Here is a 25,189-nt window from a genome sequence, read left to right on the forward strand (position 1 = left end):
GATTCACCGAGTGATATCTCACCTTTGAAGCCTCTCGGCAACAATGTGGACATGACGGGCGTTGAGCAAACTGTGACCGATCCCTACCTGTGGCTCGAAGAAGTGACCGATGAGCGGGCCCTCGACTTCGCCCGCGCGCACAACGAGGTGGTTGTCGAGCGTTTCGCCAGCTCCGATCGGTTCACCGAGCTCGAGCGCCGCATCCTGGACATGCTCGACACCGATACCAAGATCGCCTACCCGAGTCGGCGCGGCCGCTGGCTCTACAACTTCTGGCGCGATGCCGAACATCCGCGCGGGCTGTGGCGGCGCACCACCTTCGCCGAATACGCCGAGCAAGCGCCGGACTGGGACGTGCTGATCGACCTGGACGCGCTCGGCGCCGCGGAGGGCGAGAACTGGGTGTGGGGCGGTGCCGCGGTGCTGCGGCCGGAGCAGTCGCGTGCACTCATCAGCCTGTCCCGCGGCGGCGCGGATGCCAAGGTCGTGCGCGAATTCGATCTCGAGACAAGAGAATTCATCGATTCCGCCGACGACGGCTACTTCCTGCCCGAGGCGAAATCCGAGATGCGCTGGATCGATATCGACTCGGTGTATGTCGGCACCGACTTCGGTCCCGGTTCGCTCACCGATTCCGGCTATCCGCGAATCGCCAAGCGCTGGCGGCGCGGCACGCCGCTCGCCGAGGCAGAAACGGTATTCGAGGGCGAGGCAGGCGATGTCGCGGTCTCCGCCGGATACGACCGGACTCCCGGCTATGAACGGCATTTCGTCGGCCGCGCCACCGACTTCTTCAATGAAGAGGTGTACCTGCTCGAAAACGACGGCAGTCTGCGGCATCTCGATGTACCGACCGACGCGAGTGAATCCTGGTACAAGGATTGGTTCCTGGTGCGACTGAAGTCGCCGTGGGAGATCGGCGGCAGGACCTACCCCGCCGGCGCGCTGCTGGCCCTCGACTTCGAGAAATTCCTTTCCGGTGCACGGCAATTCGAGGTGATCTTCACCCCCGACGAGCACACCTCGCTGCACGGCTACGGCTGGACCGAGAACCATCTGCTGCTGATCACCCTCGAGGACGTGCAGACCAAGCTCTACGTCCTCACGCCCGGCCCGGATGGCTGGCACAAGGAGCCGCTCGCCGATACCCCGCCGATGGCGACCACCAGCGTAATGAATCTCGACCCGCTCGAGGGCGGCGACGAATTCATGCTGACCACAAGCGGATTCACCACTCCGGCCACCCTGCTCGCCAGCGCGGTCGGCGGCCGGACCGAACAACTCAAGCAGGAACCCGGATTCTTCGATGCCGAGGGCATCGAGACCGAGCAGTTCTTCGCGCACTCCGACGACGGAACCATGGTGCCGTACTTCGTAATCCGCCACCGCGACCGCAAGGGCACCCCCGGCCCCACGGTGATGTCCGGCTACGGCGGCTTCGAGGTATCCCGCACCCCGGCCTACAGCGGTGCCTCCGGGATGGGCTGGCTGGAACGCGGCGGAACCTGGGTGATGACCAATATCCGCGGCGGCGGTGAATACGGCCCGCAATGGCACACCTCGGTGCAGAAGGCCAACCGGCACAAGGTCTATGAGGACTTCTCCTCGATCGCCAAGGATCTGGTGGCCCGCGGCATCACCACACATGAACAGCTGGGCGCGGTCGGCGGCAGCAATGGCGGCCTACTCATGGGTGTCATGCTGACCCGCTATCCGGAACTGTTCGGCGCCATCGTCTGCCAGGTCCCATTGCTCGATATGCAGCGATATCACCTGTTGCTGGCCGGTGCGTCCTGGGTGGCCGAATACGGCGATCCGGATAAGCCGGAAGAGTGGGAATACATCAGCAAGTACTCGCCCTACCAGAACGTCCGCGCCGACGCGGCCTACCCCCCGATCCTGCTGACCACCTCCACCCGCGACGACCGAGTCCACCCTGGCCACGCCCGCAAGATGGCCGCGCTGCTCGAGGAGCAGGGGCACACCGTCTGGTACCACGAGAACATCGAAGGTGGCCACGGCGGCGCGGCCGACAACAAGCAGTCGGCATTCCAGGCCGGACTCATCTACGAGTTCTTCACGCAGATGTTGATGGAGCGGTAATCACGTACAACCGGGCCCGGTGCATCCCGCACCGGGCCGAATTCTCGCGGCGGTATGTCTACGCTGTAGGCCACCGCCGTACCATCCCAGCGCAGCCGAAAACTCACCTCGAACGCCCCCGACTACAACACCCTCGCCGCCGCCGACTCCGACCACTTCGATATCGGCCTCACGGCGATGCTTGGCGGCTTCAGCAACCATCTCGGCGAAATCGCCGACCTTCCGAAGGTCGCAGCTGATTCACTGCCCTTTCAGCAGCAGACTCTCGAATACACTGTCCACCAAGGACTTTGGAGCTTCTCATTTGCCCGTCAGTTAGAAATCGGGCGCACCATATACAAAGGCAGCTTGAAGTTGTCAGGTCGCCACTGGGCCAGCTGGGCGCGCAATGCTTCTGTTGCCACAGGGTTGGTCGCATGAGTCATTTCAACAACGTTCTTCACCTTCCGCGAAGGATGCGGTCACGGGCCGAGATTCGATTCCGACCTCGACGACGGCTTCGGGATCCGCCATCAGATTGTGGTACCACCCCGGACGATTCGGCCGCCCACCGTTGGCGGCGTAGACCACTACCCGGTCACCGTCGCGCTGATATGCCAGCGGCCAGGTGCGGGGTTCGCCGGTGCGGGCACCGGTGGTGGTCAGCAGGAGCGGCGGTATGTTCGCGAACTGTCCGCCGACCTTTCCCGCATTGGCGCGGAATTCCGCGATGACATCCAGATGTAGTTGCCGCCGTTGCTCATTCGACACGCACACCAGCCTATGACGGGTTGCGCGATTACGCCTCGTCGTAGCGCAGACGTCGCCGTCTAGCGGTCCCGCAGCCACTTCTCGATTTGATCGACCGTGCTGCCGCACTGACGGATCCAACCGTTGTGCCCCAACGGTTCCGGTTGCACCCAGGTGGTCACCTCGGCCTTCGGCATCTTCGCCAGCAGGTGCGCGGCCGAACTGCTCGGCGCGAGATCGTCGCCGGTCATGGTGATCGACAGCACCGGCAGCTTCAGTCTGGCGATCCGCTCCTCGTAGTCGATATCCGCATCGACCGGCGCGAAGCGGCCGGTACGGGCCAGCCGCGCCCAGTCCGACATCAGCACCTTCGACTGGCGTCCGAAGCCGCCGAGCGAGATCCGGTCGCCGGGCCAGAAGCCGGTCAGATTGGCCGTCAGCGACATGGCCACGGTGCCGACAAGCATGCCCGGACCCGAAATGCCGCGGAACCCACGGTGATACGGGGTGCCGGAGGCGATCAGGATCAGCCCGCCCAAGCGCCCGCGGATCCGCGACGCGTACAGCACCGCGAGCTGGCCGCCCATACTGTGGCCCAGCAGATACGGGGTGCTGTCCGGGAACCTGTCGCGCACCACCGAGAAGATCGCCGGGAAGTCGACCGAGACCAGTTCGTGGTAGCCGAACGTGCTCGCGGCGCTCGGACGCGGACGACTGTCACCCACACCGCGCAGCTCACCGATCGCGACATCGAAGCCGCGCTCGGCCAGCCCCTGGGCGAACAGTTCGTAGTACCCGGCCGGAACACCGAGACCGGGCACCATCACCACCACCGGACGCGGCGCATCCGGGCGCACCGGATGCCGATGCGCACCGGTCGCCGCGAACAGCCGCACCGGCACGGTGGTGCCGTCCGGCATCTGGATCGGAACGGTCTCCATAGAGCGCACGCTAGCCGACGGCTGGCGGAACTACGCGCCGACCGCGCCCATGATCACGCGGCTGAGCACTCGGATCACGTCGTCTAGTGGTGGTCGCGGATCGGAACCGCTCCACGAATCCACCACGTAGTTGACCGCGCCGATTATGGCCAGCACCCGCATCTCGTAGTCGCCCGTTGGGATTTCGCCGTGCAAGGCGGCATCCTCCGCGGCGCTGGCGAGTAGCGAACCCCAGACGCGACGTAGCTCCAGCCGGAACTTCTCCACCTTCGGCCCGGCGCCGACGACCTCTACCAGCGCCACCCGCGCCTTGCGCGGATCGGAGCCGATGGATTCGACGTAGGCGCGCACCGCGGCAACGATGCTCTCCAGCGCGGTCGCATCGGATTTCTTCTCCAGGGCGGCGGTCACCGCTTCGCGCGATTCCTTATCGATCTGCTCGTAGAGCTCGAGTAGGAGGGATTCGCGACCGGTGAACTCCTCATAGAACTGCCTCGAGGAGAGTCCGGCGTCCTTACAGATAGCGCCGACCGAACTATTGGCGTAGCCGTCGCGCGCAAAGACCGTAAGGCCTGATTCCAGAAAACGCGCACGCCGCTGACGTTGCCGGTCCTCTACGGGTTGCCCGGCATACATTCGTCCCGTATTCGCATCCTGTGACATTGGGGCAGACAATACCGAAGGGCCCGAACCCCTCGTCATGGATCGGGCTGTTCGTCTCAACGTTCGACGAAACAGGCGTTAGCCGAAAGTTGGCCGGGCGGTTGCTATTGCGCTTACGGTAGGCCACTCTCCGATCTAGCTGCCCATGCGGTGGTTGTCACTGATTGTTTGCCACACCAGAGGATGCCGAGACGTTCGGCGCGCCGAAAGTATTTTGAAGGACTTTTTTAGAATTATTCTTTCGACAGACCTTTCATCAACGCGGGCAGTTCCGCGACGGAATCGATGACGTGATCCGGTGTGGCCGAAGCCGTCGCCAGAACGGCGGGCCGGAATTTGCCGGTGCGCACCAGAACTCCGGTCATACCGACCCGTTGGGCGGCGAGTACATCGGAATGCAGATCGTCGCCGATCATCAGCACCTCGACCGGATCGAGGCCCATGAGGTCCGCACAGGTTCGAAATCCGGCCGCCGCAGGCTTACCGACCACCGTGATCTCGGCATTGCCCGCCGCCTCCAGACCCGGCAGGTATGCGCCCGCATCGATGCGGAGCCCGGTATCGGTAGCCCAGGCCAGGCCGCTGTGCATCGCGACGACCGGTATACCGTCGAGCATCAGCTCGGCCACCCGGCTCAGTGCGTCGTGCGTGAATTCCGCACCGGCACCACCGATTACGATGACGTCCGGATTGTCGTCTTCGAGAGTCAGCTCGGCGAGATCGGCCGCGATATCGCCATGATTGAGCACCCACACCGCCGCATTCGGGTAGCGGTGGCCCACGTATTCGCCGGTGAGCCGGGCGGCGGTGACGATCTCCGCGGTATCGACATCGAATCCGGCGTCCCGCAGCCGCTCGGCGATCTCATCGCAGGTGCGGGAAGTGGTATTGATGAGAAATCTTCGGCGCAAACCACTTTCACGCACGCGGCGCACGGCTTCGACCGCACCATCGATCTCGCGCCATGAGGTCACCAGCACGCCGTCGATGTCGTAGAGCACACCGCGTATGTCGCCAGACATGGGTTCAGCCTACGACCGTCGAGTCGTCCGCCGCATCCGTTCGATATCGCGCGTCAGCGGGTGAAACCGCGGGCGGCTCGCTCGAGCATCCATGGCACGAGCCGACGGTGGAATGGTCGCACAATGGCGAAATACCTTCTACCCCAGCGATTTCGATACTTGACCAGAGACGTGATGGTGACCGTACCGTCGACGACCAGAACAGAGACGACAAAGTCGAGGACCGCCATCGCATCGGCGGTCACGTGCTCATGCTCGTCGCTTTCGCGATCAGGAAAAGGCTTGCCGAAGAAAATCTTTCGAGTCCATTCCCGCGGATCAACAGGAGCGCCGGACGGCAACGCTTTTTCATAAGAATCGATGTAATCCCAATCGATTTCCGACGAGCGCGCGAGGGTGGCTCGTTCGGGAATCTCATAAGTCGGCATCGCATTCCTCCGATAACCCTTACGGGAGCGTATGGAATAACCATACGGTAGCGTACGGGAATGGCACAAGGGGATGCGAAGGCACGGCTCAGCGCCGACGATTGGGCACAGGCCGCGCTGGACGCGCTGGCAGAGGGCGGCCTGGCGGCGGTGGCCGTCGAGCCCATCGCCAAGCGGCTCGGCACCACCAAGGGCAGCTTCTATTGGCATTTCAAGGACCGCGCGGCCCTCATCGATGCGGCGCTGGTGCGCTGGGAGCAGCGCAGCACCGACGATGTGATCGCCGAGATCGCCGTCGAGACAGACCCGGCCGAGCGGCTGCATCGACTTTTCGGCCAGGTCATCGATTACGCGGCCACCGGACGCATCGAATTGGCGCTACTGGCCTCGGCAGACCAGCCATCGGTCGCCGCGACATTGCGCCGAGTCGCGGACCGACGCATCGAATACGTCGCGGAACTGCTGTGTGAACTGGGGCTGACCGCCGGGCAGGCGCGGACCAGAGCGGTTGTCGCCGTGAGCATTTACCACGGCTTCAACCAACTGTCCCGCGTTTCCCCCGACAGGATCCCCACCACGGAAGCGCAGCGAAGAGCATTGGTGGACAGCGCATTCGAGAGTCTCCTGCCGAAACGACGTTGACTCAGCTGCCACCGCCACAACCACCGCCACCACCACAGCCCGAGCCGCCACCGCAGCTGGATCCACCACCACAACTCGAGCCGCCGCCGCAACCACCGCCGCCGCCATCGCCACCGCTGCCCGCGGCCCATCGATTTCGTCTGCGGTGGTTGCGGCGCCCCCGACTGCCGCGGTTCGCGTAATGGATGATCGTGATCGTGCCGTACAGCACCAGGAAACCGATCACGACAAAGATTCCGTCCATTGTCCCCACCCCTGAGTGACGTTCGAGTCCTCACACCAAGTGCACCCGCTACGGGACCGCGTGTAAAGCCAGTACTTTTGGGGCTTTTGAACCGCTCAACGGACGGCACTCAGCGGGTACGCCGGTTCACCGAGACCAGATATGGGTGAACGATTGCCGGGTCAGGATTGCGCGCCGTTGATGATCGCATCGAGCAGGCCGGGAAAACGCTCGTCCAGATCGTCGCGCCGCAGTTCGACGAGCCGGTTGCGGCCGGAGACGTAGGTGGTCGTGACACCCGCGTCGCGCAGCACCTTCCAGTGATGCGATGCGGTCGCGGCGGTGATTTCGACATCGAATTTGTCGATGGCGCAACTGAGCGGTTCGCGGACCCCCGCGAGCGCACGAATCAGCTCCAGCCGGATCGGATCGGCGATGGCGCTGAGCACCCGGATCAGATCCAGGTCGCCGGTGCTCGGCTGCGGTAGCTGACGCACGTTCATCCTCCGATCGTTTGACAACCATCGAATTATATCTCAGCATCATAAGATGCTTCGACAACCATCGAATGATCTGTATCGGTCCCTTATTCCGCTCGCCGTAGGCACCTTCGTGCTGGGTACCGACGGTTTCGTCCTCAATGGCATGCTCCCGCTCATCGCCCGCGACCTGGACGTGTCGGTGGCCACCGCTGGCCAGCTCACCACCATGTTCGCCTGGACTTACGCCATCGCCTCACCGATCATCGCGGCTGCCACCGGATCCTGGGACCGGCGCTGGGTATTGGGCGGCGGTGCGGTTCTTTTCGTCCTCGGCATGATCGGACAGGCTGCGGCGCAGGACTTTTCAGTGATGGCCGGGGCGCGCACCATTGCCGCCATCGGCGCGGCGGCGTTCCAGGCCAATGCCTTCGCCGTGGCCGGGGTAGTCGCCGACGATGCGCACCGCGGCCGGGCACTATCGGTCGTCACCGCCGGAATCACGCTGTCGGCCGTCGCGGGCGTGCCGATCGGCATCTTCGTGGAGCGCTGGATCGGGTGGCGCGGCGTGCTCTGGGCGATTGCCGCGGGCGGCGCCATCGCGGCCGCGCTCGTGGTGTTGCTGCCGCGCGTCACGTTGCCGAGCACCGGATTGCGCGAACGCGTCGGCGTACTGGCCCGGCCCGCCGTACTACGGGTCCTGCTGGTGACGACGCTGCAGATGACCGCGGTCTATACGACCGTCGTTTATCTGCCGGTCGTCATCGCGCCATCGGTGCCGCAGGGGCAACTCGCGTGGCTGCTGCTGGTCATGGGCATCGGTCAGGTCGTCGGCAACTCGCAGGCGGGCCGCGCGGTAGACAGCTTCGGCCCGGCGCGCACGCTGACCGTGGGACTCGTCGGCAGCCTCATCGGCCTACTCCTGCTCGGCCCGGCCACCCACGCCAACTGGGCGGTCTTCGCGGTACTCGGCCTGACCGGTCTCTTCGGATCCGCGATCCTCATCCCGCAACAGTTCCGGCTCTTCGCCATCGCGCACGACGCGCCGACCGTCGCGCTCGGACTCAATGGCTCGGCCATCTACCTCGGCAGCGGCATCGGTTCACTGCTGGGCGGCACGGTGCTGGATTCGTCGGGCGCGAGCTGGCTGCCGTGGACCTCGGCCGCGGTCGGCTTCCTCGCCCTCGCGCTCGGCGTCGCGACACTGCGCAGACCGTCTCGCATCGAAACAGCGGTGGTCGCCCCGGCGTGAAATCGCCAGCACTCCAATAGCTCCCGGATTCTCGGGAGCTATTTTTTCGGCGCGGATTCGGGACGAATGGAGTCGAGTAGGTCGGCGCAGCGGGTGAGCAGTTCGCGTAGCGCGGCGTGTTCGGCCTCGGTGAACTCGTCGGCCAACGCGCGTTCCACGTGCACAGCACTCACGTCCGCCTCTTGCGCGAGCGCCGCGCCCGCTTCGGTGAGCCGAGTCTCCAGGACGTTCTTGTGCCAGGCGTGCGGGGTGCGCTCGATGAGGCCGCGATCCTGGAGATTGGTCAGGATCGTATTCATGGTCGGCGGGGTCACCCCGCAGAGCCGGGCCAGCGCGGCGGCATTGATGCCTGGGTTTTCGATGAGGAACAGCAAGGCCCCGTACTGAGGAACGGTGAGCCCCGCCGGTTTGAGCGCCGCGCTCTTCGCCGAGTTGAGGGCCTGTTCGGCGCGCTTGAGATACGAGCCGAGGCGCTCGGAGGAGTGCATGGACGTCATATCCGCATGGTAACTGCCCGTCTGCTCGTTAGACTCTTGATGTCGATTAGAGCTCTAATCTACATTAGTGCACGTTTCAAGATGTGAATGCATCTGGATGTTCGACTATCAGGAGCCGCGAGCATGTTCCGCACCATCTCGACCATGGCCATCGCCATTGCCTGCACCGCAGTCGCGGCATGCGGCACGGCGACCGAGGCCGTGAGCCAACCGACCATCCGCATCAGCACCGCCTACGAACTGCCCGGTGATCGGGTCTATCCGGAGGGCATCGCGGTCGATCCGCGCACCGGTGACACCTACGTCGGCTCCTACGCCAACGGCGCCGTCTACCGCGCGACACCCGGCGCGGCACGGGCCGAAATCTTCCTGCCCGAGGGGGCCGACGGCCGCAAGACCGCCAATGGGCTGAAAGTCGATGCGGCGGGGCGACTGTGGGTTATCGATTCGACGGTCGGAGTCGCGGTGTACGACACCGGCAGCCGTGCGCTGATCGCCCGCTTCGATATCGCCGACACTGGACCGAGGCTGGTCAATGATCTGGCCATCACACCGGACGGCAGCGCGTACCTGACCGACAGCCTGCGACCGGTCGTCTACCGGGTCACCCCGGAGCAGGTCACCGCGGCCCACGGCGGCAAGGCGGATCTGACCGTACGATTCGACCTGAGCACCACCATCAGCCCGCATGCGCCGGACGCATTCACCTTGAACGGCATCGCCTCCGACGATTCCGGCCGCTATCTGTTGATCGTGGATATGAACTCGGGCGAGCTGTATCGCGTTGCGACCGCGGCGAATTCGCCGGATTCGATTCGCAAGGTGACCATGCGCGGCGCCGACCTGAAATACGGTGACGGACTGGAATTGCACGGCAGCACGCTGTGGGCGGCCCAGAATTCCAGCAACACCATTACCCGCTGGAAGATCAGCGACGATGGCGCGACCGTCGAGCTGGACCGCAAGGTCACCGATGAATCCCTGCGAATTCCCACCACATTGGTGCGCAGCAGTGATCGAACACTGGTCGTCTCTTCCCAATTCGATAAGGGCGGGCCGATGGGGCCCGGCACCCCCACCATGCCTTTCGCCGTTCTGATGGTCGACGGAATCTGATACCGCCGCGTGGCCGATCCGTTCAGCGGACCGGCCATCGGCCTATTCGCGGCATGACAACTTGGTCTAAATCACGACGAAACGCCCGCACCCATCGCGGGTATGTCGTCGCGATGGCGTAAGCTCGGCCGACTAACCGGGCACGCGGCTGGGGTGGCGACCTTCGGGCGAGTGTCATACGCTTCGCCGCGGAGGAAAACCGCCTCATGGAGGGACAATTGACCACTCCGAGCCATGGCGATGTCGGAACCGGCGGGCCACAAAAGGTTCCACTGTCGCAGCTGATCCACCTGATGGCCGAATATCAGAAGCTCGGCACGCACCGACAGACGTTTCTACCGGCGCCGGCGAGCGACAGCCTCGTGCGCGGCTATGGGATCGTCGCGGGCGGGTTCGCGGCAGTCGGAGTTATCTGTGTGACGGTCGGGGCATATCCCGGTGCGCTCGCGATCGGTCTGCTCGCCCTGGTGCCCACGTCATTGGCATTCTTTCGCGGGCGGCGCAATCGTCGGCACCGCACGGCGCGGCTCGACCTATTCGAATTCGGCATGACCGTGTATCGCTCCGGGGAGCAGGTGGCCGGATTCCGCTGGAACAGTGCCGAAGTGCGCCAACAGGTCATCCCTTTCCAGAATTCCGCCCACACCGAGTACTCACTGCGGATGTCGGGCCCCGACGGCGCCGAGGCCGCATTCGACGACACCCTGTTCGGCGAGGCGCGCGAATGGGGCAGGGCCATCCAGTCGGCCGTCACCCTGGCCCAACTCCCCCGCGCCGTGGCCGCCATCGATGACGGCGCGACCGTCCATTTCGGCGAAATCGCCCTCGACCTGGCCGCACTCTATTTCCGCAGCCGGGCCTACGCCTGGGAACAGATCCAATTGATCGACGCCCGAAGCGGTTTGGTCCGCATGAAGGTAGACGGCAACTGGGTCTCGCTCACCCCCGTCGGCCAGATCCCCAACTTCTATATCTTCAACGAGCTCGCCGAACGCCTACGCCTGGCCGCCGCAGCAGAATCCGCCGCCGAATCAGCCGCGATCGAACCAGCGGAACCCGAACTGCGCACCATCACACCGGCCGCCGCCGAATCCGATCCACGCACGCCGGGTCTCGACGCGGATCCGATGGTCGACAGTGCCCCCGCGGCAACCGCCGATCAACGAATCGAATCCCCAACCCCAGCGACCAACGGCACCACCAAAACAGCCGATCGCAGCATCGAAATAACCCCCGCCCCAACAACTTCCACCGAATCAGTCGCTACAAAGCTTTGACCCACTCGCTTCGACATTCCGTTCAACCCGCTCGATCAGCAAAGCCGTGATACCGAAATCTCCCCTCCGATAACGGCCGACGCACAATCGATAGCAAACCCATTGCGCCCCTTGAAAACCCACCAGACCAAAATAGACCGAAGGCCGGTCCACCAATGGTGGACCGGCCTTCGGGTCTAGAAGTGGGAGGCGGGACTCAGAAGTCCATACCGCCCATGCCACCGGTCGGGTCGCCGGCGGGAGCGGCGGCCTTCTCCGGCTTGTCGGCGACAACGGCCTCGGTGGTGAGGAACAGGGCCGCGATGGAGGCCGCGTTCTGCAGGGCCGAACGGGTGACCTTGACCGGGTCGGCGACACCAGCGGCCAGCAGGTCCTGGTACTCGCCCGAGTCGGCGTTCAGGCCGTGACCCGCCGGCAGGTTCGAGACCTTCTCGGCGACAACGCCGGGCTCGAGGCCCGCGTTGAAGGCGATCTGCTTCAGCGGAGCCGACAGCGCGACGCGCACGATGTTCGCGCCGGTCGCCTCGTCACCGGTGAGCTTCAGGTCGTCCAGGGCCGGAGCCGACTGCAGCAGAGCCACGCCACCACCGGCGACGATGCCCTCCTCGACGGCGGCCTTGGCGTTGCGCACGGCATCCTCGATGCGGTGCTTGCGCTCCTTGAGCTCGACCTCGGTCGCGGCACCGGCCTTGATCACCGCAACACCGCCGGCCAGCTTGGCCAGACGCTCCTGCAGCTTCTCCCGGTCGTAGTCCGAGTCCGAGTTCTCGATCTCGGTGCGGATCTGCGCGACGCGGCCCTTGATGGCCTCCGCGTCACCCGCGCCCTCGACGATGGTGGTCTCGTCCTTGGTGATGACGACCTTGCGGGCCTGGCCGAGCAGCTCGATGCCGGCGGTCTCCAGGGACAGACCGACCTCTTCGCTGATGACCTCGCCACCGGTCAGGATGGCGATATCGGCGAGCTGCGCCTTGCGACGGTCACCGAAGCCCGGCGCCTTGACGGCAACGGACTTGAAGGTGCCGCGGATCTTGTTCACGACCAGGGTCGACAGGGCCTCGCCCTCGACGTCCTCGGCGATGATCAGCAGCGGCTTACCGGCCTGGATGACCTTCTCCAGCAGCGGCAGCAGGTCCTTGACGGTGGAAACCTTGGAACCGACGAGCAGGATGTACGGGTCCTCGAGGACCGCTTCCTGACGCTCCGGGTCGGTCACGAAGTAACCGGAGATGTAGCCCTTGTCGAAGCGCATACCCTCGGTGAGCTCCAGCTGGAGCCCGAAGGTGTTGCTCTCCTCGACGGTGATGACGCCTTCCTTGCCGACCTTGTCCATGGCCTCGGCGATGAGCTCACCGATGGACGAGTCGCCCGCGGAGATACCAGCGGTAGCAGCGATCTGCTCCTTGGTGTCGATCTCCTTGGCGGTGGCGAGGAGCTTGGTGGTGACGGCCTCGACGGCCTTCTCGATGCCGCGCTTGAGGCCGAGAGGGTTGGCGCCGGCCGCCACGTTGCGCAGACCCTCACGTACGAGCGCCTGGGCGAGCACGGTAGCGGTGGTGGTGCCGTCGCCCGCGACGTCGTCGGTCTTCTTGGCGACTTCCTTGACCAGCTCGGCGCCGATCTTCTCGTACGGGTCCTCCAGTTCGATCTCCTTGGCGATGGAAACACCATCGTTGGTGATCGTGGGGGCGCCCCACTTCTTCTCCAGGACAACGTTGCGACCCTTGGGCCCCAGCGTCACCTTGACCGCGTCGGCGAGGGCGTTGAGGCCCCGCTCGAGGCCGCGACGGGCCTCTTCGTCGTACGCAATTGTCTTGGCCATTGCGTTGAGATCCTCCACATGTATATGGCTGACACACAGGACGATCGCAGGTTGGATCGCCCCATTTACGCTGGCCAGGTTCGGTGCCCGCGACGGACGACCGAGGGTGTCGATGGAACCCGGTCTCACCGTCCCGACCTGGCACTCACACGTCGAGAGTGCCAAGCCCTTTTTAGCACTCAGGGGTATCGAGTGCAAGGTCCGCCGCGCAGCTCAGGCCGAGCTGCGGTCGTCCACCCGGAGTATCAATGCCACGAACGCATCGGCCCGGCGCTCCTCGGGCGTGCGTGGTTCACCCTCATCGACCGTTACGAGTTCCGCGTCGTTCAGCAGCAACTCCGCCTCCACCCGCATGATCGCCCGAATGAACGGTGGCGCGACATCGGGCGGCAGGTCGCCGTTGATGATGTAGCTGCCGTCGGGCTGCGACTCGGTGGAGACATAGGTCAGCGCGCGCTCGAGATCAGCGCGTCGTTCCCCCGCAACCAGGTCGGAATCCGTGTCATCCGCCATTGCTATAGCTTACCGGTGCGGCGGAGCAGCCCTTTCCCGACAGGCCGCCCAGTCCGGAACCCGCGGCGCCGACCCGGATCGCGCGACCAGCAAAGGGCTGCCCGCCAATGACTATCCGTGTGGCGCGACGCATGATCGACGCCGACCTTATGGTGTCCAGGTGAGTGAAAGTCCCGGCTGGAACGCTATCGACGCGGCGTTGGAACAGCTGTACCACGACACCGCACCCAGCCATTGGGGGACGGGCGTCCCCTGGTCGCTCGGCGGGCCCGATCCACTGGACGGCATCAGCGCTTATCCGCGCACCGAACCGGTCCCGCACTGGCACTACATCAGCTATGGCATGACCGAGCTGTACGAGAAGGAATGGGATAACCCGGACGAATCGGGCTGGGGATTCGAATTCACCTTCCGGCTGCTGCGCGCCCCGGCCGATGAGAAGCCGCCGGTCTGGCCCGCGAACTTCCTGCAGAATCTGGCCCGGTATGTGTTCCAGTCCGGGAATTGGTTCGAACCCGGCCACACCATCAAGCCCAACGGCCCCATCGCGGCGGACCATCCGGATTCGGATATCCAGGCCGTTGCCTTCACCGCCGACCCGGAGCTCGGCACCATAGACACACCACACGGGCGCGTGCAGTTCCTCCAGATCGTCGGCCTGACCATGCCGGAGTACCGGACCGCGCAGGGCGGGCACACCCAGGCCGTGCTCGACGAACTCGCGCCACGGCTGCCGCTGTTGGTCACCGATATCGGGCGCGGACCGCTGATGGAGGAGCCGAAGACCAAGGCGAAATGGCCGCGCTGGGGCGGCGGGCTGCGTGGGCGGGCGTAGTTTCGAAGCGGAGGAAGATCAACCATCCCGAAAGGGGAAGCCCGTGCCCGCACTGCCGTTCGATTCGCTCTATCGGCATGGGTTCGCACGGGTGGCGGTCGCGGTGCCGCGGATCCGCGTGGCCGATCCCGCGTTCAATGTCGAGCAGACACTCGAGCTCGCCCGGCAAGCGGCCGCCGACGGCGTTGTGCTGACGGTGTTTCCCGAACTCGGACTCGCCAGCTACACCGCCGACGATCTGTTCCACCAGGATGCGCTCGATGATGCGGTCGGCGCGGCGATCGAGCGGATAGTCGCGGCGAGCACGGAAATCGACACGGTGCTATTGGTCGGTGCGCCGGTGCGGACCCAGGGTCGGCTTTTCAACTGCGGAATCGCGGTTTGCCGCGGCAAAGTACTCGGGGCCGCGCCGAAGAGCTATCTGCCGAACTATCGCGAGTTCTACGAGAAGCGCCAGTTCGCGGCGGGGCGCGAGACATTGGACGACCACATCACGATCGCGGGTCAGCGTGTGCCGTTCGGTTCCGACCTGTTGTTCACCGCGACCAATCTCGACGGCTTCGTATTCCACCTGGAGATCTGTGAAGACGGCTGGGTTCCGTTGCCGCCCAGCGGATATGCCGCGCTGGCCGGTGCGACCGTGCTGGTCAATCTGTCGGCGAGCAATATCGTCATCGGCAAGGCCGACTACCGGCGCGCGCTGTGCACCTCGCATTCCGCACGGTATCTGGCCGCATATCTGTATTCGGCTGCGGGACATGGTGAATCGACCACCGATATGGCCTGGGACGGGCAGGCACTGGTATGTGAGAACGGCGACCTGCTCGCCGAGGGCGAGCGGTTTTGCGACCATCCCCAGTTGATCACCGCCGATCTCGATCTGCAGCGGCTGGCCGCGGACCGCATCCGCACCACCAGTTTCGCCGACAATGTGCATGATCACCGCGATCGCCTGATGCGAATGCGGCGCATCGAGGTGCAGTTGCCGGTTCCGGCGAACGCCATCGCCCTGCGCCGCGAAATCCAGCGCTTCCCCTATGTTCCCAGCGATGCGGCCGCCCGCAACGAACGCTGTGCCGAGGTACATCACATCCAGGTCGAGGGCCTGAGTACCCGGTTGCGCGCGACCGGCAGTCAGCGGTTGGTCATCGGCGTCTCCGGCGGATTGGACTCCACCCAGGCGCTGATCGTCGCGGCCAAAACCATGGACCGGCTCGGACTGCCGCGCACGAATGTGCTGGCCTACACCATGCCCGGCTTCGCGACCAGCTCCCGAACCCGCACCGACGCGCACGCGCTGATGGACGCGCTCGGCGTGACCGCGCAGGAGATCGATATCCGGCCGTCCGCGACCCAGATGCTGCGCGACCTGAATCACCCTGCCGCCGAAGGTATTCCGCAGTACGACGTGACCTACGAGAATGTGCAGGCAGGTGAGCGCACCTCGCATCTGTTCCGCCTCGCCAACCAGCACAACGCACTCGTGGTCGGCACCGGCGATCTCAGTGAACTCGCACTGGGCTGGTGCACTTTCGGCGTCGGCGACCATATGGCGCATTACAGCGTGAACGCCTCCGTCCCCAAAACACTGATCAAATATCTGATCGCCTGGGCGGTCGACACCCATCAGTTCGGCCCCGAGGCAGGCCGGGTGCTCTCATCGATCCTGCAGACCGAGATCTCGCCGGAGCTGGTGCCCAGCCACGATTCGACCACCCCGGGCCAGAGCTCCGAGGCCACCGTCGGCCCCTATGAACTGCAGGACTTCCACCTCTACTACCTGCTGCGCTTCGGCTATCGCCCGAGCCGAGTCGCCTATCTGGCTCGACACGCTTGGTCCGAGCGCGACCGTGGCAGCTGGCCGGACCTCATTCCGGCCGACCAGCGCAACGCCTACGACCTTCCGACCATCAAACACTGGCTGGCCGAATTCCTGCGCCGCTTCATCCAGACCAGCCAGTTCAAGCGCTCCACCCTGCCCAATGCCCCGAAAGTCGGTTCGGGCGGCTCACTTTCACCCCGCGGCGACTGGCGTGCGCCGAGCGATGCCTCCGCCGCCGCCTGGTTGGACGAACTCGCCCGCAACGTGCCACCGCACTGAACCGCCGTCACGCCGCAACGGGCTCACGGTATTCGAGCGGTATCCGTGAGCCGCGCGGCGCCGACGTCCCCCGCGATCGGATGGCCCGCCGCTGCCGTGCCCTGGCCGCGTGTGCGCATCGGATGCCGAGGACCATCCAGGCAATTCCACGTCGTCCGGCGACGAACGCGGCCCAGGCGTTCATGACTTCTCGGCGGCGATCACCGACAGCAGTTCGGCCAGCTCGGCTTCGGCTTTCGCCTTATCGACGCCGAGCTCGGACAGGATCCCAGAACCGTTCTCCTGTTCGAGCAGTGCGAGCAGAACATGCTCGGTCCCGATGTAGTTGTGTCCCAAGCGAAGTGCCTCACGGAAGGTCAGTTCCAGCACCTTCTTGGTCTCGGGCCCGAACGGAATGAGTGCGGGCAGATTCGCCGGGTCGGCGGGTTTTTGGGCGATGGCGGCTGTCGCCGCATCCCGGACCGCGTCGAGTTCCACCCCTTGGGCGACGATCTCCCTGGCGCCGAGGCCTTCCGATTGGGACAGCAGGGCAAGCACCAGATGCCCGACGGCGATCTCCGGATGACCGGAGTTGCGCGCCGCCTCCTGGGAGGCCACCACAATCTGCCGTGCGCGCGGGGTGAACTTCGCGAAACCCGCACTGGGATCCATGGCCGCGGCCTCCGCCGGATCACCAGGCCCCTTCGGCACGAACCGCTTCTGCGCCGCCTGTTTGGTGACACCCATGCTCGCGCCGATATCGGTCCACGAGGCGCCGGAGCGGCGGGCCTGATCCACGAAGTGACCGATCAGATGATCGGCCACTTCGCCGAAATGCCCGGCCGTGACCACGGCATCGGAGAGTTGGTCGAGCACATTGTCCGGACGTGCCTTTTTGATGCCCTCGATCAGGTCGTCGAGTCGTACGTTGATTGTCATGCGTCAACCATAAGTTGACGATTCGGCTTCGTCAACCACTAGTTGACGATAGTTAGGGACGCGCCGCTCCGGCCGCGCCACGCACCGATCCGCTCCTTGACCCAGGCCGCCGTCCGCCCGGTGAGCACGGTCCGTCCCGGCGAGTCGTCCGCGTGCAGAAACTGGATGACGCCATCGCGGCGACCGAGACTCTCTCGCGGATCCCATTCCGGAATCGACTGCCCCGCACCCTATTGGTGCAACCGCACCCGTTCGATGAAGCTCGCCCGGGCGTCGACAACGGTGATATGGGCGTCGCGGGCGGTGCGCGCCAACCTGCGGGCCGCCGCCAACCCCGCGTATCCGGCGCCCAGAACGACGATTCGATGCTGTCCGTCATGATGTGGCCCTACCTTTCGATCGGCCGACACCCCTCGGACTGGACAGCCCCGCGATCCATGACAGCCTCGGATAATGACCCGCGTCACTCCCGCCCGATACGGGTCAGCTTCTCCGGATTGACGATCAAGCGCAGCGCGGTCACCGCATCGTCGAGGGTGTCCACGCCGACAACGAGTGCGGGCTCGCCCGCCAACCGGACGACGACCGCGAGCGCGCCGTTGATCTCCTCCAGCGCCATCACCATCCCCGGCACTTCCCAGCGGAACAGTCCGGCCACATACCGCGCGACCGCGGGAGCCCCGACAACCGGCCGCCGCGCCGCGGTGACCTGACCGCCGCCATCCGCGGTCGAGACGACATCGTCCGCGAGCATCCGCTCCAACGCCTCGATATCGCCGATCCGCGCCGCCTTCAGGAAGCGTTCGATTAGTTCACGGGCCTGATCGGCCGGAACATCGAAGCGCGGTCGCCCCTCGCGCACCCGGATACCGGCCCGGCGGAAAATCTGCTGCGAATTGGCCTCGGATACCGCGAGCATGTCCGCGATCTCCCGGTGGGCATATCCGAACGCCTCGCGCAGTACGAAAACCGCCCGCTCGATCGGGCTCAGCGGTTCCAATGCCGTCAGCAGCGCCAGCGATACCAGCTCGCGCTCCTCCACTGTCTCGAGCGGTCCGAGCTCACCGCGCGCGGTCGGCACCGGCTCGGGCAACCAGGGGCCGACATAGGTTTCGCGGCGGGCCCGCGCCGAAACCAGCCAGGTGCGGCAGAGATTCACGACCGTGGTGGTCAACCACGCCTCGGCAGAGCGAATCGTGCAGCGGTCGGTGCCGTCCCAGCGCAGGTAGGTCTCCTGCACCGCGTCCTCGGCCTCGGTCGCGGAGCCGAGCATCCGATAGGCGAGCGCGAACAGGCGCGGGCGATGCGCCTGGAATTCGCGCAGTCCGTCCGGTTCCACCGCCACCTTCTTCCGTGCTCGGCCGCCGAAGATGACGGTACCGGTCGCGAACCTCCCGGCCTTCGAGAGTTCGCCCGCCGATCCGATGGTCGGCTCGCCACCGAAAACCCGACCGAGGTCGAATCCCCAGAATCCCAAACCACCAAGTGCCGCAACGCCGCTCATAACCGCAGCATTCCCGCGGCACCTAGATGATTCCTTAAGGAATACCTGGCGAACCGCAACGGCTCAGAGTTGCAGGTCGTCCACCCGACGTTCCTTGCCCGGACTGCGCAGCCGCAGCCGGCTCGCCCCGCGGATCGCCGGACGCCGCAGTGCGGGCCGTCGCCGCTGCGCCCGCCGCTGGGCCCGCCGTTCGGATGGCTTGTGCTGCCAGGTTTCCGGACGCGCGGCGACCCAGCGCTGCGAATGCCAGGCGAACGGGATATGTCCGAGATACAGCGCGACCAGCACCAACAGCAGCACGATCGGATAGGTGACCAGCGCCGCCGCCGCGAGCGCGGTCAACACCAGCAGTCCGGCCGCGGCCTGCGGCGCCACCGATACCGACTTCATGGCCAGCGTCGGAATCGTGCTGACCGCCAAGGCCGCCGCGAAGATCGTCCAGGCCGCGACCTCGTAATAGCCGACCCACCAGCCATCACCGAACTGCACGTACAGCCCGATCGGCACCAGCGCGATCAGCGCCGCTGCCGGGGCGGGGACGCCGACGAAGTACTCGCGCGACCATTCCGGTCGAGTGTCGTCGTCGAGCAGGGTGTTGAACCTGGCCAGGCGCAGCACGATGCTCACCGCGAAAACCAGCGCGATGATCCAGCCCGCGCTATTGCTGTCCAGCAGCGCGATGTAGAGCACCAGACCGGGCGCGACACCGAAGGAGATGGCGTCGGAGAGCGAATCGAGTTCGGCGCCGATCTTGGTGGTGGCGTCGAGCATTCTGGCCAGCCGACCGTCGAGGGTGTCCAGTACGGCCGCCGCGCCGACCATCGCCAAGGAGATGTCGAGCTTGTCGTCCAAGGCGAACTTCACCGCGGACAATCCGGCGCACAGCGCCAGGATTGTCACGATGCTCGGCAACAGCCGGATGCTGCGGCGCCTTCGCTGTGGTGTCGGCAGGGCCTGCTCCATCATGAGTCGGTGGCAAGTACGGCCAGCACGGTCTCGCCCCCGATCGTGCGCTGTCCGGGTTCGACGAGTAATTCGGTACCCGCCGGGAAGTATGTGTCGACTCGGGACCCGAAACGGATCAGGCCGTAGGTGTCGCCAATGGTCAGTTTGTCACCGACCTGCGCGTCGCAGACGATGCGCCGCGCCAGCAGGCCCGCGATCTGTACGACCACGAGCTGCGCGCCACCGGGGGTATCGATGACCATGCTGTTGCGCTCGTTCACCGCACTGGCCTCGGGCAGATCCGCCGAACGGAACTGACCGGACTGGTGCAGCACGGTACGCACGGTGCCGGAAATGGGTGTGCGCTGCACGTGCACATCGAGCACTGAAAGGAAGATGCTCACGCGCGGCAGCGGCGCATCGCCGAGGCCGAGTTCGGCGGGCGGCGTCGCGGTATCGACCAGGGCGATCTCACCATCGGCCGGTGCGACGACCACGCCCGCCCGATTCGGCGGCACCCGGTTCGGATGCCGGAAGAAGGTCGCGCAGGCCGCAGCGGCAAACAGGCCCGTACGGCGCACCCACTTGCGCTTGCCCCCGATGACCGCCACCGCGAGCGGTGCCGCGACGAAGGGCAGCCCGGCGGGATGCAGTGGGGGAATCGCGGCCCGGACCAGATCGACGACATGGCCGACTCCGGTCGTTTCGGGCGTGCCGGGCGGGGTGGGACGGCGTGCCACAGGCTCCTCTTTCGTGCTCGATGCAGACGGTTTGCGCCCCTCAACGATAGGTCGGCGCAAGCGTTCACACCTTACGGGAACCGAGTCTGTGGCACGGCGGCGTTTGCGTCAGGCCCGCGGGAGCCTGGTAGCCCACGTAGGGCCCGTAGGGCCCGCAAACGCCGCACCTGGCGACACAGCGGTCAGCTCATGGCTTTTCGCCCGGTGAACAAGCGCACGAGGAACAGCAGAATCACCGCGCCACCAAGGCAGGTGAAGAAGCTGAACCATAGTCCGCCGCCCTCGACATCCACGCCGAGCACCTTGAGTAGGAATCCACCTAGGAGGCCGCCGACCACGCCGACCACGATGTTGAGGAGAATGCCTTGTTGCGCATCCGTCTTCATGATCTTGCTGGCAATCCAGCCGGCCAGACCTCCGATGATGATCCACCCGATAATCCCGAGTCCGAGCATGGTGACCTCGAATCACTAGTTGGAGCAGCGCCGCACCACAGGGCGTGCTTCGTGGATATACCCGCCAAATGTGAGAATACGCACGCCCAACGTGCCCAACTCGGGCTAATATGAGGGGGCCTCATGTCTACGGTGACGTAGGCGGCCGGCCGATGAGGGACTCATTTCGTTGCTTTCGGGGTACAACCCGGCGGCGCCGCCGCAGGTACATAGGAGACGCATCATGGCTGCTCGAATCGCCCAGACAACAGGGGCTGAGCACACGGCGATCCTCGGGCTCGGCGTTTACCGCCCCGCTCGAATCGTCACCAACGACGAGGTCGCCGGACCCATCGACTCGAGCGACGAGTGGATCCGCACCCGTTCCGGAATCAAAACGCGGCGCTTCGCCTCGGAGGAGGAGACGATTCAGAGCATGAGCGTCGCGGCCTCTCGCGGCGCGCTCGAATCCGCGGGAGTCGAGGTCGATCAGGTCGACTGCGTCATCGTCGCCACCTCCACCCACCTCTTGCTGACTCCGGCGGCCGCGCCGCAGATCGCGACCGAACTGGGCATGAACGGCACGGCGGCGTTCGATATTTCGGCCGGATGCGCGGGCTTCTGTCACGCGCTCGCGCTCGCCTCGGATCTCGTTCGCGCCGGAACCGCCGGACATGTGCTGGTGATCGGCGTGGAGAAATTGACCAACACCGTCAATCCGAAGGACCGCGCGACCGCCTTCCTGTTCGCCGACGGCGCGGGCGCGGTCGTGGTCGGACCGTCCGAGGAGCAGCGCATTGGACCCACGGTCTGGGGGTCGGACGGCACGCAGCACCACGCGATCCGCCAGGACAAGGACTGGATGGAATTCTTCGCCGAAATCGAGGAAAAGGGCCTGGACGCGGTACGGCCCTACCTCGCCATGGAGGGTACGGCGGTGTTCCGCTGGGCCGCGCATTCCTTGGAGAAGGTCTGCCGCGATGCCATTGATCGCGCGGGCCTATCCACCGACGACCTGGACGCGATGATCCCGCACCAGGCCAACGGCCGGATCATCGAGATCATGGCCAGGGTGCTCAAGCTGCCCGAGCACTGCGCGCTCGCCAACGATATCGAGGAGACCGGAAATACCTCGGCCGCCTCGATTCCGCTGGCCATGGAGGCGCTGCTGCGCAAGGGCGAGTCGAAGCCGGGCGATACCGCGCTGCTGATCGCCTTCGGTGCGGGCCTTTCCTACGCCGCGCAGGTCGTGACGCTGCCCAACTGGCAGTAACCCACCTTCACCGGCGGGTGCCCCTTCCCAGCTGGCACGAATGATCGAGTCGACCTGCCAGGGAGCTACTTCTCGCATACCTTCGTGGTTGGGACGCGGCGTTTCGTGGGGTGAGTCGGTGTGCGAGGTGCACGAAAGGTGTGCGAGGGCAACGATTGACGGGCCCGAGCCGTGGACGCAACGCAGGCCTATGCGGCCGCCTCGACCGCGGACTTGATCTTGTCGAGCGTCACTTTCATCCCGCGCTCGAGCTCTTCCTCGAACAGCGCCTCGCCGCCCATCGCGGCATCGATGGACTTGCGGGAGAACCAGCTGGTGCCGTTGGGCACATCGCGGCGTTCGATCAGCCGGGTGCCGGTGTCGGTCGGCTCCAGCGTGTAGCTCCAGATGCTGCGGTTCTCGTTGATCCGAAATGCGAAGGCCTGGTTGGGCTCATAGCGCACGATGCGTGCGGTGGTCGGCCAGTACTTCTTGCCGTCGGTATTGAGGTTGATGGTCCAGGTGCCCGCCTTCGGGGTGCCGAGCGCGAGCATCCGTACGCACTGCGGGCTGAACTCCGACATCCGCTCGAGATCGGCGACAACGGCCCAGACCTGTTCCGGCGGTGCCGCGATCTCGATCGTGGCTTCGATATTTTTCGGCAAAGCTGCCTCCGGGGAACTGTGTGACGGATGTCCGACTAGCACGTCTTGTCGGTTTGGCAAACAGCCTAGTCGGCGGCTGTTGGAAGACAAATGTGTCACTTTTTCGCGATTTGATCACCCGGCCGTGTAATGGCGCGCGCACAATGTCGGATAGACGAAGCATCAGACACTGCCACAAGCGTTTCCATCAAGCGTGAGGTGATCGGCCGTGAAACTGCGCTCGCTCTTACATCGGCGCCACCTGGATCAGGTTCCGCTGCTTCCCGCCATCGCACCCGAGACACCCGCAATTCGAGACATCTCCACGCCGCGCTTGGTCCACCCCATAGACGAACAACTCGAGCGTCTGCTCACGCCCACCGAACTCGACTTGGTGCGCGAGCATCGCGTTTGACGAGCGTTCCATACTCGATAGGTGACTGCACCCGCTGCTACGAAACCGGCCATCCTCAGCGTCGATGACGATCCGGGCGTTTCCCGCGCGGTCGTACGCGACCTGCGCCGCCGCTATGGGGCCGAGTACCGGATTCTGCGCGCGGAGTCGGGCGCGGGTGCGCTCGACGCACTGCGTGAGATGAAGCTGCGCGGCCAACCGGTCGCGGTGCTGATCGCCGATTATCGGATGCCGGGTATGGACGGCATCGAATTCCTCGAGCAGGCCATGGACCTGCATCCGTACGCGCGCCGCGTACTGCTGACCGCCTACGCCGATACCAGTGCCGCGATCGACGCGATCAATGTCGTCGACCTGGACCACTATCTGCTCAAGCCGTGGGATCCGCCGGAGGAGAAGCTCTATCCGGTGCTCGACGGTCTGCTGGAGGCCTGGCGCAGCAACGACCACAAACCCGTCACCGAAACCAAGGTGGTCGGCAACCGTTGGTCCCCGCGATCGTCGGAGGTGCGCGAATTCCTGGCCCGCAATCAGCTGCCCTACCGCTGGTACCTGGCCGAGGAGCCGGAAGGCGCACGGCTGCTGGAGGCCGCTGGCGCCGATCCGAACATCTGTCCGGTCGTGATCACCCCCGGCGGGCAGGCGCTGGTGCAACCGAGCGATGGCGAGTTGGCCGAAAGCGTCGGGCTGAATACCAATCCGACCGGTGATTTCTACGACCTGATCGTGGTCGGCGGTGGACCCGCCGGACTCGGCGCGGCCGTCTACGGCGCCTCCGAGGGCCTGCGCACGGTGCTGGTCGAGCGCACGGCGACCGGCGGCCAGGCGGGCCAGAGTTCGCGCATCGAGAACTATTTGGGCTTCCCGGACGGGCTGTCCGGTGCACAACTGGCAGATCGGGCGCGGCGGCAGGCCGCGAAGTTCGGTGCCGAGGTGATCACCACACGCGAGGTGGTCGGGCTCGAGGTGAACGGTTCCGCGCGAACCGTGCGGTTCGCCGATGGCGGACGGCTCTGCGCGCACACGGTGATCATCGCGACGGGTGTGGATTACCGGCGGCACCCGGCCCCCGGCGTAGACGACTTCACCGGGCGCGGTGTCTATTACGGCTCGGCCATGACCGAGGCCTCCGAATGCGCCGACCACGACGTCTACATTGTCGGCGGGGCGAATTCCGCGGGCCAGGCGGCGGTATTCCTGTCCCGCAACGCGCGCACGGTACATCTGATGGTCCGCGCGGACTCGCTGGACAAGTCCATGTCGCACTACCTGATCCAGCAGATCGCGCAGATACCGAATATCCAGGTGCATACCGATACCGAGGTGATCGCCGCCGACGGCGACGATCACCTGCAGCAGATCGTGCTGCGCAACAACCGGACCGGTGCGGAAGAAAAAGCCGAGGCCGAACGGTTGTTCCTGTTCATCGGTGCCGCACCACAGACCGACTGGCTCGATGGCGTGGTCAAACGGGACGAGGCGGGCTATGTGCTCGCCGGTCCCGATCTGCTCGTCGACGGAACCAGACCCGCGGGCTGGGAGCTACCCAGACCGCCACATCACCTGGAGACCAGCGTCCCCGGCGTTTTCGTCGCCGGTGACGTGCACGCCGACTCGGCGAAGCGGGTCGCCTCGGCGGTCGGCGAGGGTGCGATGGCGGTCATGCTCGTGCATCGGTACCTGGCGTGATAGGA

At 65.3% G+C, this 25,189-nt stretch carries 26 protein-coding genes; 10 read left to right on the forward strand and 16 right to left on the reverse strand.

All coding sequences use genetic code 11. The features are described 5' to 3' along the window. Positions 1-51: 51 nt before the first annotated feature. Complete coding sequence (locus ACQP2U_RS38770) at positions 52-2,103, forward strand: prolyl oligopeptidase family serine peptidase (RefSeq protein WP_433712122.1); 2,052 nt, start codon at positions 52-54, stop codon at positions 2,101-2,103. A gap of 426 nt (positions 2,104-2,529) precedes the next feature. On the opposite strand, the gene ACQP2U_RS38775 is transcribed toward ACQP2U_RS38770, so the two are convergent. From ACQP2U_RS38775 to ACQP2U_RS38795, 5 genes are all read right to left on the reverse strand, one after another. Beyond that, on the reverse strand, positions 2,530-2,853 hold the full coding sequence (locus tag ACQP2U_RS38775; protein WP_433712123.1) for a nitroreductase/quinone reductase family protein: 324 nt from the start codon (positions 2,851-2,853) through the stop codon (positions 2,530-2,532). Between the two features lie 59 nt (positions 2,854-2,912). Then, the gene (locus tag ACQP2U_RS38780) at positions 2,913-3,773 is read right to left on the reverse strand and encodes an alpha/beta hydrolase family protein (RefSeq protein ID WP_433712124.1); all 861 of its coding nucleotides are present in this window, start codon (positions 3,771-3,773) and stop codon (positions 2,913-2,915) included. A gap of 30 nt (positions 3,774-3,803) precedes the next feature. Then, a complete protein-coding gene (locus ACQP2U_RS38785) occupies positions 3,804-4,436 on the reverse strand; it encodes a TetR/AcrR family transcriptional regulator (RefSeq protein WP_433712125.1) in 633 nt (210 codons plus the stop codon). A gap of 233 nt (positions 4,437-4,669) precedes the next feature. Beyond that, entirely contained in the window at positions 4,670-5,458 is a 789-nt protein-coding gene (locus ACQP2U_RS38790) for an HAD-IIA family hydrolase (RefSeq protein WP_433712127.1), read from the reverse strand. Between the two features lie 53 nt (positions 5,459-5,511). Next, the gene (locus ACQP2U_RS38795) at positions 5,512-5,886 is read right to left on the reverse strand and encodes a DUF2867 domain-containing protein (protein ID WP_433712129.1); all 375 of its coding nucleotides are present in this window, start codon (positions 5,884-5,886) and stop codon (positions 5,512-5,514) included. 60 nt (positions 5,887-5,946) lie between these two features. Between ACQP2U_RS38795 and ACQP2U_RS38800 the strand changes: the two genes are divergently transcribed. Then, a complete protein-coding gene (locus ACQP2U_RS38800) occupies positions 5,947-6,528 on the forward strand; it encodes a TetR/AcrR family transcriptional regulator (RefSeq protein ID WP_433712130.1) in 582 nt (193 codons plus the stop codon). Positions 6,529-6,933: 405 nt separating this feature from the next. Here the strand turns inward: ACQP2U_RS38800 and ACQP2U_RS38805 are convergent, their stop codons facing one another. After that, the gene (locus tag ACQP2U_RS38805) at positions 6,934-7,254 is read right to left on the reverse strand and encodes an ArsR/SmtB family transcription factor (RefSeq protein WP_397033712.1); all 321 of its coding nucleotides are present in this window, start codon (positions 7,252-7,254) and stop codon (positions 6,934-6,936) included. Between the two features lie 46 nt (positions 7,255-7,300). Between ACQP2U_RS38805 and ACQP2U_RS38810 the strand changes: the two genes are divergently transcribed. After that, entirely contained in the window at positions 7,301-8,482 is a 1,182-nt protein-coding gene (locus ACQP2U_RS38810) for an MFS transporter (protein WP_433712131.1), read from the forward strand. A gap of 38 nt (positions 8,483-8,520) precedes the next feature. Here the strand turns inward: ACQP2U_RS38810 and ACQP2U_RS38815 are convergent, their stop codons facing one another. Continuing rightward, positions 8,521-8,979: a MarR family winged helix-turn-helix transcriptional regulator gene (locus tag ACQP2U_RS38815; protein WP_433712132.1), complete on the reverse strand. Its 459-nt coding sequence runs from the start codon at positions 8,977-8,979 to the stop codon at positions 8,521-8,523. 123 nt (positions 8,980-9,102) lie between these two features. Between ACQP2U_RS38815 and ACQP2U_RS38820 the strand changes: the two genes are divergently transcribed. Then, entirely contained in the window at positions 9,103-10,095 is a 993-nt protein-coding gene (locus tag ACQP2U_RS38820) for an SMP-30/gluconolactonase/LRE family protein (protein ID WP_433712133.1), read from the forward strand. 218 nt (positions 10,096-10,313) lie between these two features. Further along, positions 10,314-11,372: a DUF6585 family protein gene (locus tag ACQP2U_RS38825; RefSeq protein WP_433712135.1), complete on the forward strand. Its 1,059-nt coding sequence runs from the start codon at positions 10,314-10,316 to the stop codon at positions 11,370-11,372. A 196-nt stretch (positions 11,373-11,568) separates the two neighbouring features. Here ACQP2U_RS38825 and groL read toward each other — a convergent pair whose 3' ends face one another. Both groL and ACQP2U_RS38835 read right to left on the reverse strand, forming a co-directional pair. After that, positions 11,569-13,194, reverse strand: a complete 1,626-nt coding sequence (groL, locus tag ACQP2U_RS38830; protein ID WP_062983560.1) for a chaperonin GroEL — start codon at positions 13,192-13,194, stop codon at positions 11,569-11,571. 213 nt (positions 13,195-13,407) lie between these two features. Beyond that, on the reverse strand, positions 13,408-13,707 hold the full coding sequence (locus ACQP2U_RS38835) for a hypothetical protein (protein WP_397033719.1): 300 nt from the start codon (positions 13,705-13,707) through the stop codon (positions 13,408-13,410). A gap of 160 nt (positions 13,708-13,867) precedes the next feature. Here ACQP2U_RS38835 and ACQP2U_RS38840 point away from each other — a divergent pair, with 160 nt between their 5' ends. After that, on the forward strand, positions 13,868-14,542 hold the full coding sequence (locus ACQP2U_RS38840; protein ID WP_433712137.1) for a suppressor of fused domain protein: 675 nt from the start codon (positions 13,868-13,870) through the stop codon (positions 14,540-14,542). Positions 14,543-14,585: 43 nt separating this feature from the next. Further along, entirely contained in the window at positions 14,586-16,643 is a 2,058-nt protein-coding gene (locus ACQP2U_RS38845) for an NAD(+) synthase (RefSeq protein WP_433712138.1), read from the forward strand. A gap of 180 nt (positions 16,644-16,823) precedes the next feature. Here the strand turns inward: ACQP2U_RS38845 and ACQP2U_RS38850 are convergent, their stop codons facing one another. The 6 genes from ACQP2U_RS38850 to ACQP2U_RS38875 form a co-directional block, all read right to left on the reverse strand. Next, the gene (locus ACQP2U_RS38850; protein ID WP_433712139.1) at positions 16,824-17,561 is read right to left on the reverse strand and encodes a Clp protease N-terminal domain-containing protein; all 738 of its coding nucleotides are present in this window, start codon (positions 17,559-17,561) and stop codon (positions 16,824-16,826) included. Between the two features lie 230 nt (positions 17,562-17,791). Continuing rightward, a complete protein-coding gene (locus tag ACQP2U_RS38855; protein WP_433712140.1) occupies positions 17,792-17,971 on the reverse strand; it encodes an NAD(P)-binding protein in 180 nt (59 codons plus the stop codon). A gap of 53 nt (positions 17,972-18,024) precedes the next feature. Further along, positions 18,025-19,065 carry an RNA polymerase sigma-70 factor gene (locus ACQP2U_RS38860; protein WP_433712141.1) on the reverse strand — a complete coding sequence of 347 codons (1,041 nt, stop codon included), beginning with the start codon at positions 19,063-19,065 and terminating at the stop codon, positions 18,025-18,027. Between the two features lie 63 nt (positions 19,066-19,128). Continuing rightward, a complete protein-coding gene (locus ACQP2U_RS38865; protein WP_397033729.1) occupies positions 19,129-20,031 on the reverse strand; it encodes a CDP-alcohol phosphatidyltransferase family protein in 903 nt (300 codons plus the stop codon). Then, a complete protein-coding gene (locus tag ACQP2U_RS38870; protein WP_433712142.1) occupies positions 20,028-20,750 on the reverse strand; it encodes a phosphatidylserine decarboxylase in 723 nt (240 codons plus the stop codon). Before ACQP2U_RS38870 ends, ACQP2U_RS38865 begins: the two co-directional genes overlap by 4 nt. Before the next feature lie 182 nt (positions 20,751-20,932). Then, positions 20,933-21,205: a GlsB/YeaQ/YmgE family stress response membrane protein gene (locus tag ACQP2U_RS38875; RefSeq protein WP_364353653.1), complete on the reverse strand. Its 273-nt coding sequence runs from the start codon at positions 21,203-21,205 to the stop codon at positions 20,933-20,935. A 223-nt stretch (positions 21,206-21,428) separates the two neighbouring features. Between ACQP2U_RS38875 and ACQP2U_RS38880 the strand changes: the two genes are divergently transcribed. Continuing rightward, entirely contained in the window at positions 21,429-22,457 is a 1,029-nt protein-coding gene (locus tag ACQP2U_RS38880) for a beta-ketoacyl-ACP synthase III (protein WP_433712143.1), read from the forward strand. 188 nt (positions 22,458-22,645) lie between these two features. Here the strand turns inward: ACQP2U_RS38880 and ACQP2U_RS38885 are convergent, their stop codons facing one another. Further along, positions 22,646-23,101: an SRPBCC family protein gene (locus ACQP2U_RS38885; protein WP_433712144.1), complete on the reverse strand. Its 456-nt coding sequence runs from the start codon at positions 23,099-23,101 to the stop codon at positions 22,646-22,648. 208 nt (positions 23,102-23,309) lie between these two features. Between ACQP2U_RS38885 and ACQP2U_RS38890 the strand changes: the two genes are divergently transcribed. Beyond that, positions 23,310-23,495 (forward strand): hypothetical protein, encoded by a 186-nt coding sequence (locus tag ACQP2U_RS38890; RefSeq protein WP_433712146.1) that lies wholly within the window; start codon positions 23,310-23,312, stop codon positions 23,493-23,495. 21 nt (positions 23,496-23,516) lie between these two features. Beyond that, the gene (locus tag ACQP2U_RS38895) at positions 23,517-25,184 is read left to right on the forward strand and encodes an FAD-dependent oxidoreductase (protein WP_433712147.1); all 1,668 of its coding nucleotides are present in this window, start codon (positions 23,517-23,519) and stop codon (positions 25,182-25,184) included. The last annotated feature ends 5 nt before the right edge of the window (positions 25,185-25,189 follow it).

It is taken from the genome of Nocardia sp. CA-084685 (assembly GCF_050955785.1).
In the GTDB taxonomy this organism is placed as follows: domain Bacteria; phylum Actinomycetota; class Actinomycetes; order Mycobacteriales; family Mycobacteriaceae; genus Nocardia.

What these genes read in the sequence shown, in the direction of transcription:
- ACQP2U_RS38785 (WP_433712125.1), bottom strand. Translation starts at nt 4,436, where the DNA reads ATGTCACAGGATGCGAATACGGGACGAATGTATGCCGGGCAACCCGTA.
- ACQP2U_RS38820 (WP_433712133.1), top strand. Translation starts at nt 9,103, where the DNA reads ATGTTCCGCACCATCTCGACCATGGCCATCGCCATTGCCTGCACCGCA.
- ACQP2U_RS38860 (WP_433712141.1), bottom strand. Translation starts at nt 19,065, where the DNA reads ATGAGCGGCGTTGCGGCACTTGGTGGTTTGGGATTCTGGGGATTCGAC.
- ACQP2U_RS38800 (WP_433712130.1), top strand. Translation starts at nt 5,947, where the DNA reads ATGGCACAAGGGGATGCGAAGGCACGGCTCAGCGCCGACGATTGGGCA.
- ACQP2U_RS38790 (WP_433712127.1), bottom strand. Translation starts at nt 5,458, where the DNA reads ATGTCTGGCGACATACGCGGTGTGCTCTACGACATCGACGGCGTGCTG.
- ACQP2U_RS38795 (WP_433712129.1), bottom strand. Translation starts at nt 5,886, where the DNA reads ATGCCGACTTATGAGATTCCCGAACGAGCCACCCTCGCGCGCTCGTCG.
- ACQP2U_RS38780 (WP_433712124.1), bottom strand. Translation starts at nt 3,773, where the DNA reads ATGGAGACCGTTCCGATCCAGATGCCGGACGGCACCACCGTGCCGGTG.
- ACQP2U_RS38880 (WP_433712143.1), top strand. Translation starts at nt 21,429, where the DNA reads ATGGCTGCTCGAATCGCCCAGACAACAGGGGCTGAGCACACGGCGATC.
- ACQP2U_RS38770 (WP_433712122.1), top strand. Translation starts at nt 52, where the DNA reads ATGACGGGCGTTGAGCAAACTGTGACCGATCCCTACCTGTGGCTCGAA.
- groL (WP_062983560.1), bottom strand. Translation starts at nt 13,194, where the DNA reads ATGGCCAAGACAATTGCGTACGACGAAGAGGCCCGTCGCGGCCTCGAG.
- ACQP2U_RS38815 (WP_433712132.1), bottom strand. Translation starts at nt 8,979, where the DNA reads ATGACGTCCATGCACTCCTCCGAGCGCCTCGGCTCGTATCTCAAGCGC.
- ACQP2U_RS38810 (WP_433712131.1), top strand. Translation starts at nt 7,301, where the DNA reads ATGCTTCGACAACCATCGAATGATCTGTATCGGTCCCTTATTCCGCTC.
- ACQP2U_RS38865 (WP_397033729.1), bottom strand. Translation starts at nt 20,031, where the DNA reads ATGATGGAGCAGGCCCTGCCGACACCACAGCGAAGGCGCCGCAGCATC.
- ACQP2U_RS38875 (WP_364353653.1), bottom strand. Translation starts at nt 21,205, where the DNA reads ATGCTCGGACTCGGGATTATCGGGTGGATCATCATCGGAGGTCTGGCC.
- ACQP2U_RS38850 (WP_433712139.1), bottom strand. Translation starts at nt 17,561, where the DNA reads ATGACAATCAACGTACGACTCGACGACCTGATCGAGGGCATCAAAAAG.
- ACQP2U_RS38835 (WP_397033719.1), bottom strand. Translation starts at nt 13,707, where the DNA reads ATGGCGGATGACACGGATTCCGACCTGGTTGCGGGGGAACGACGCGCT.
- ACQP2U_RS38805 (WP_397033712.1), bottom strand. Translation starts at nt 7,254, where the DNA reads ATGAACGTGCGTCAGCTACCGCAGCCGAGCACCGGCGACCTGGATCTG.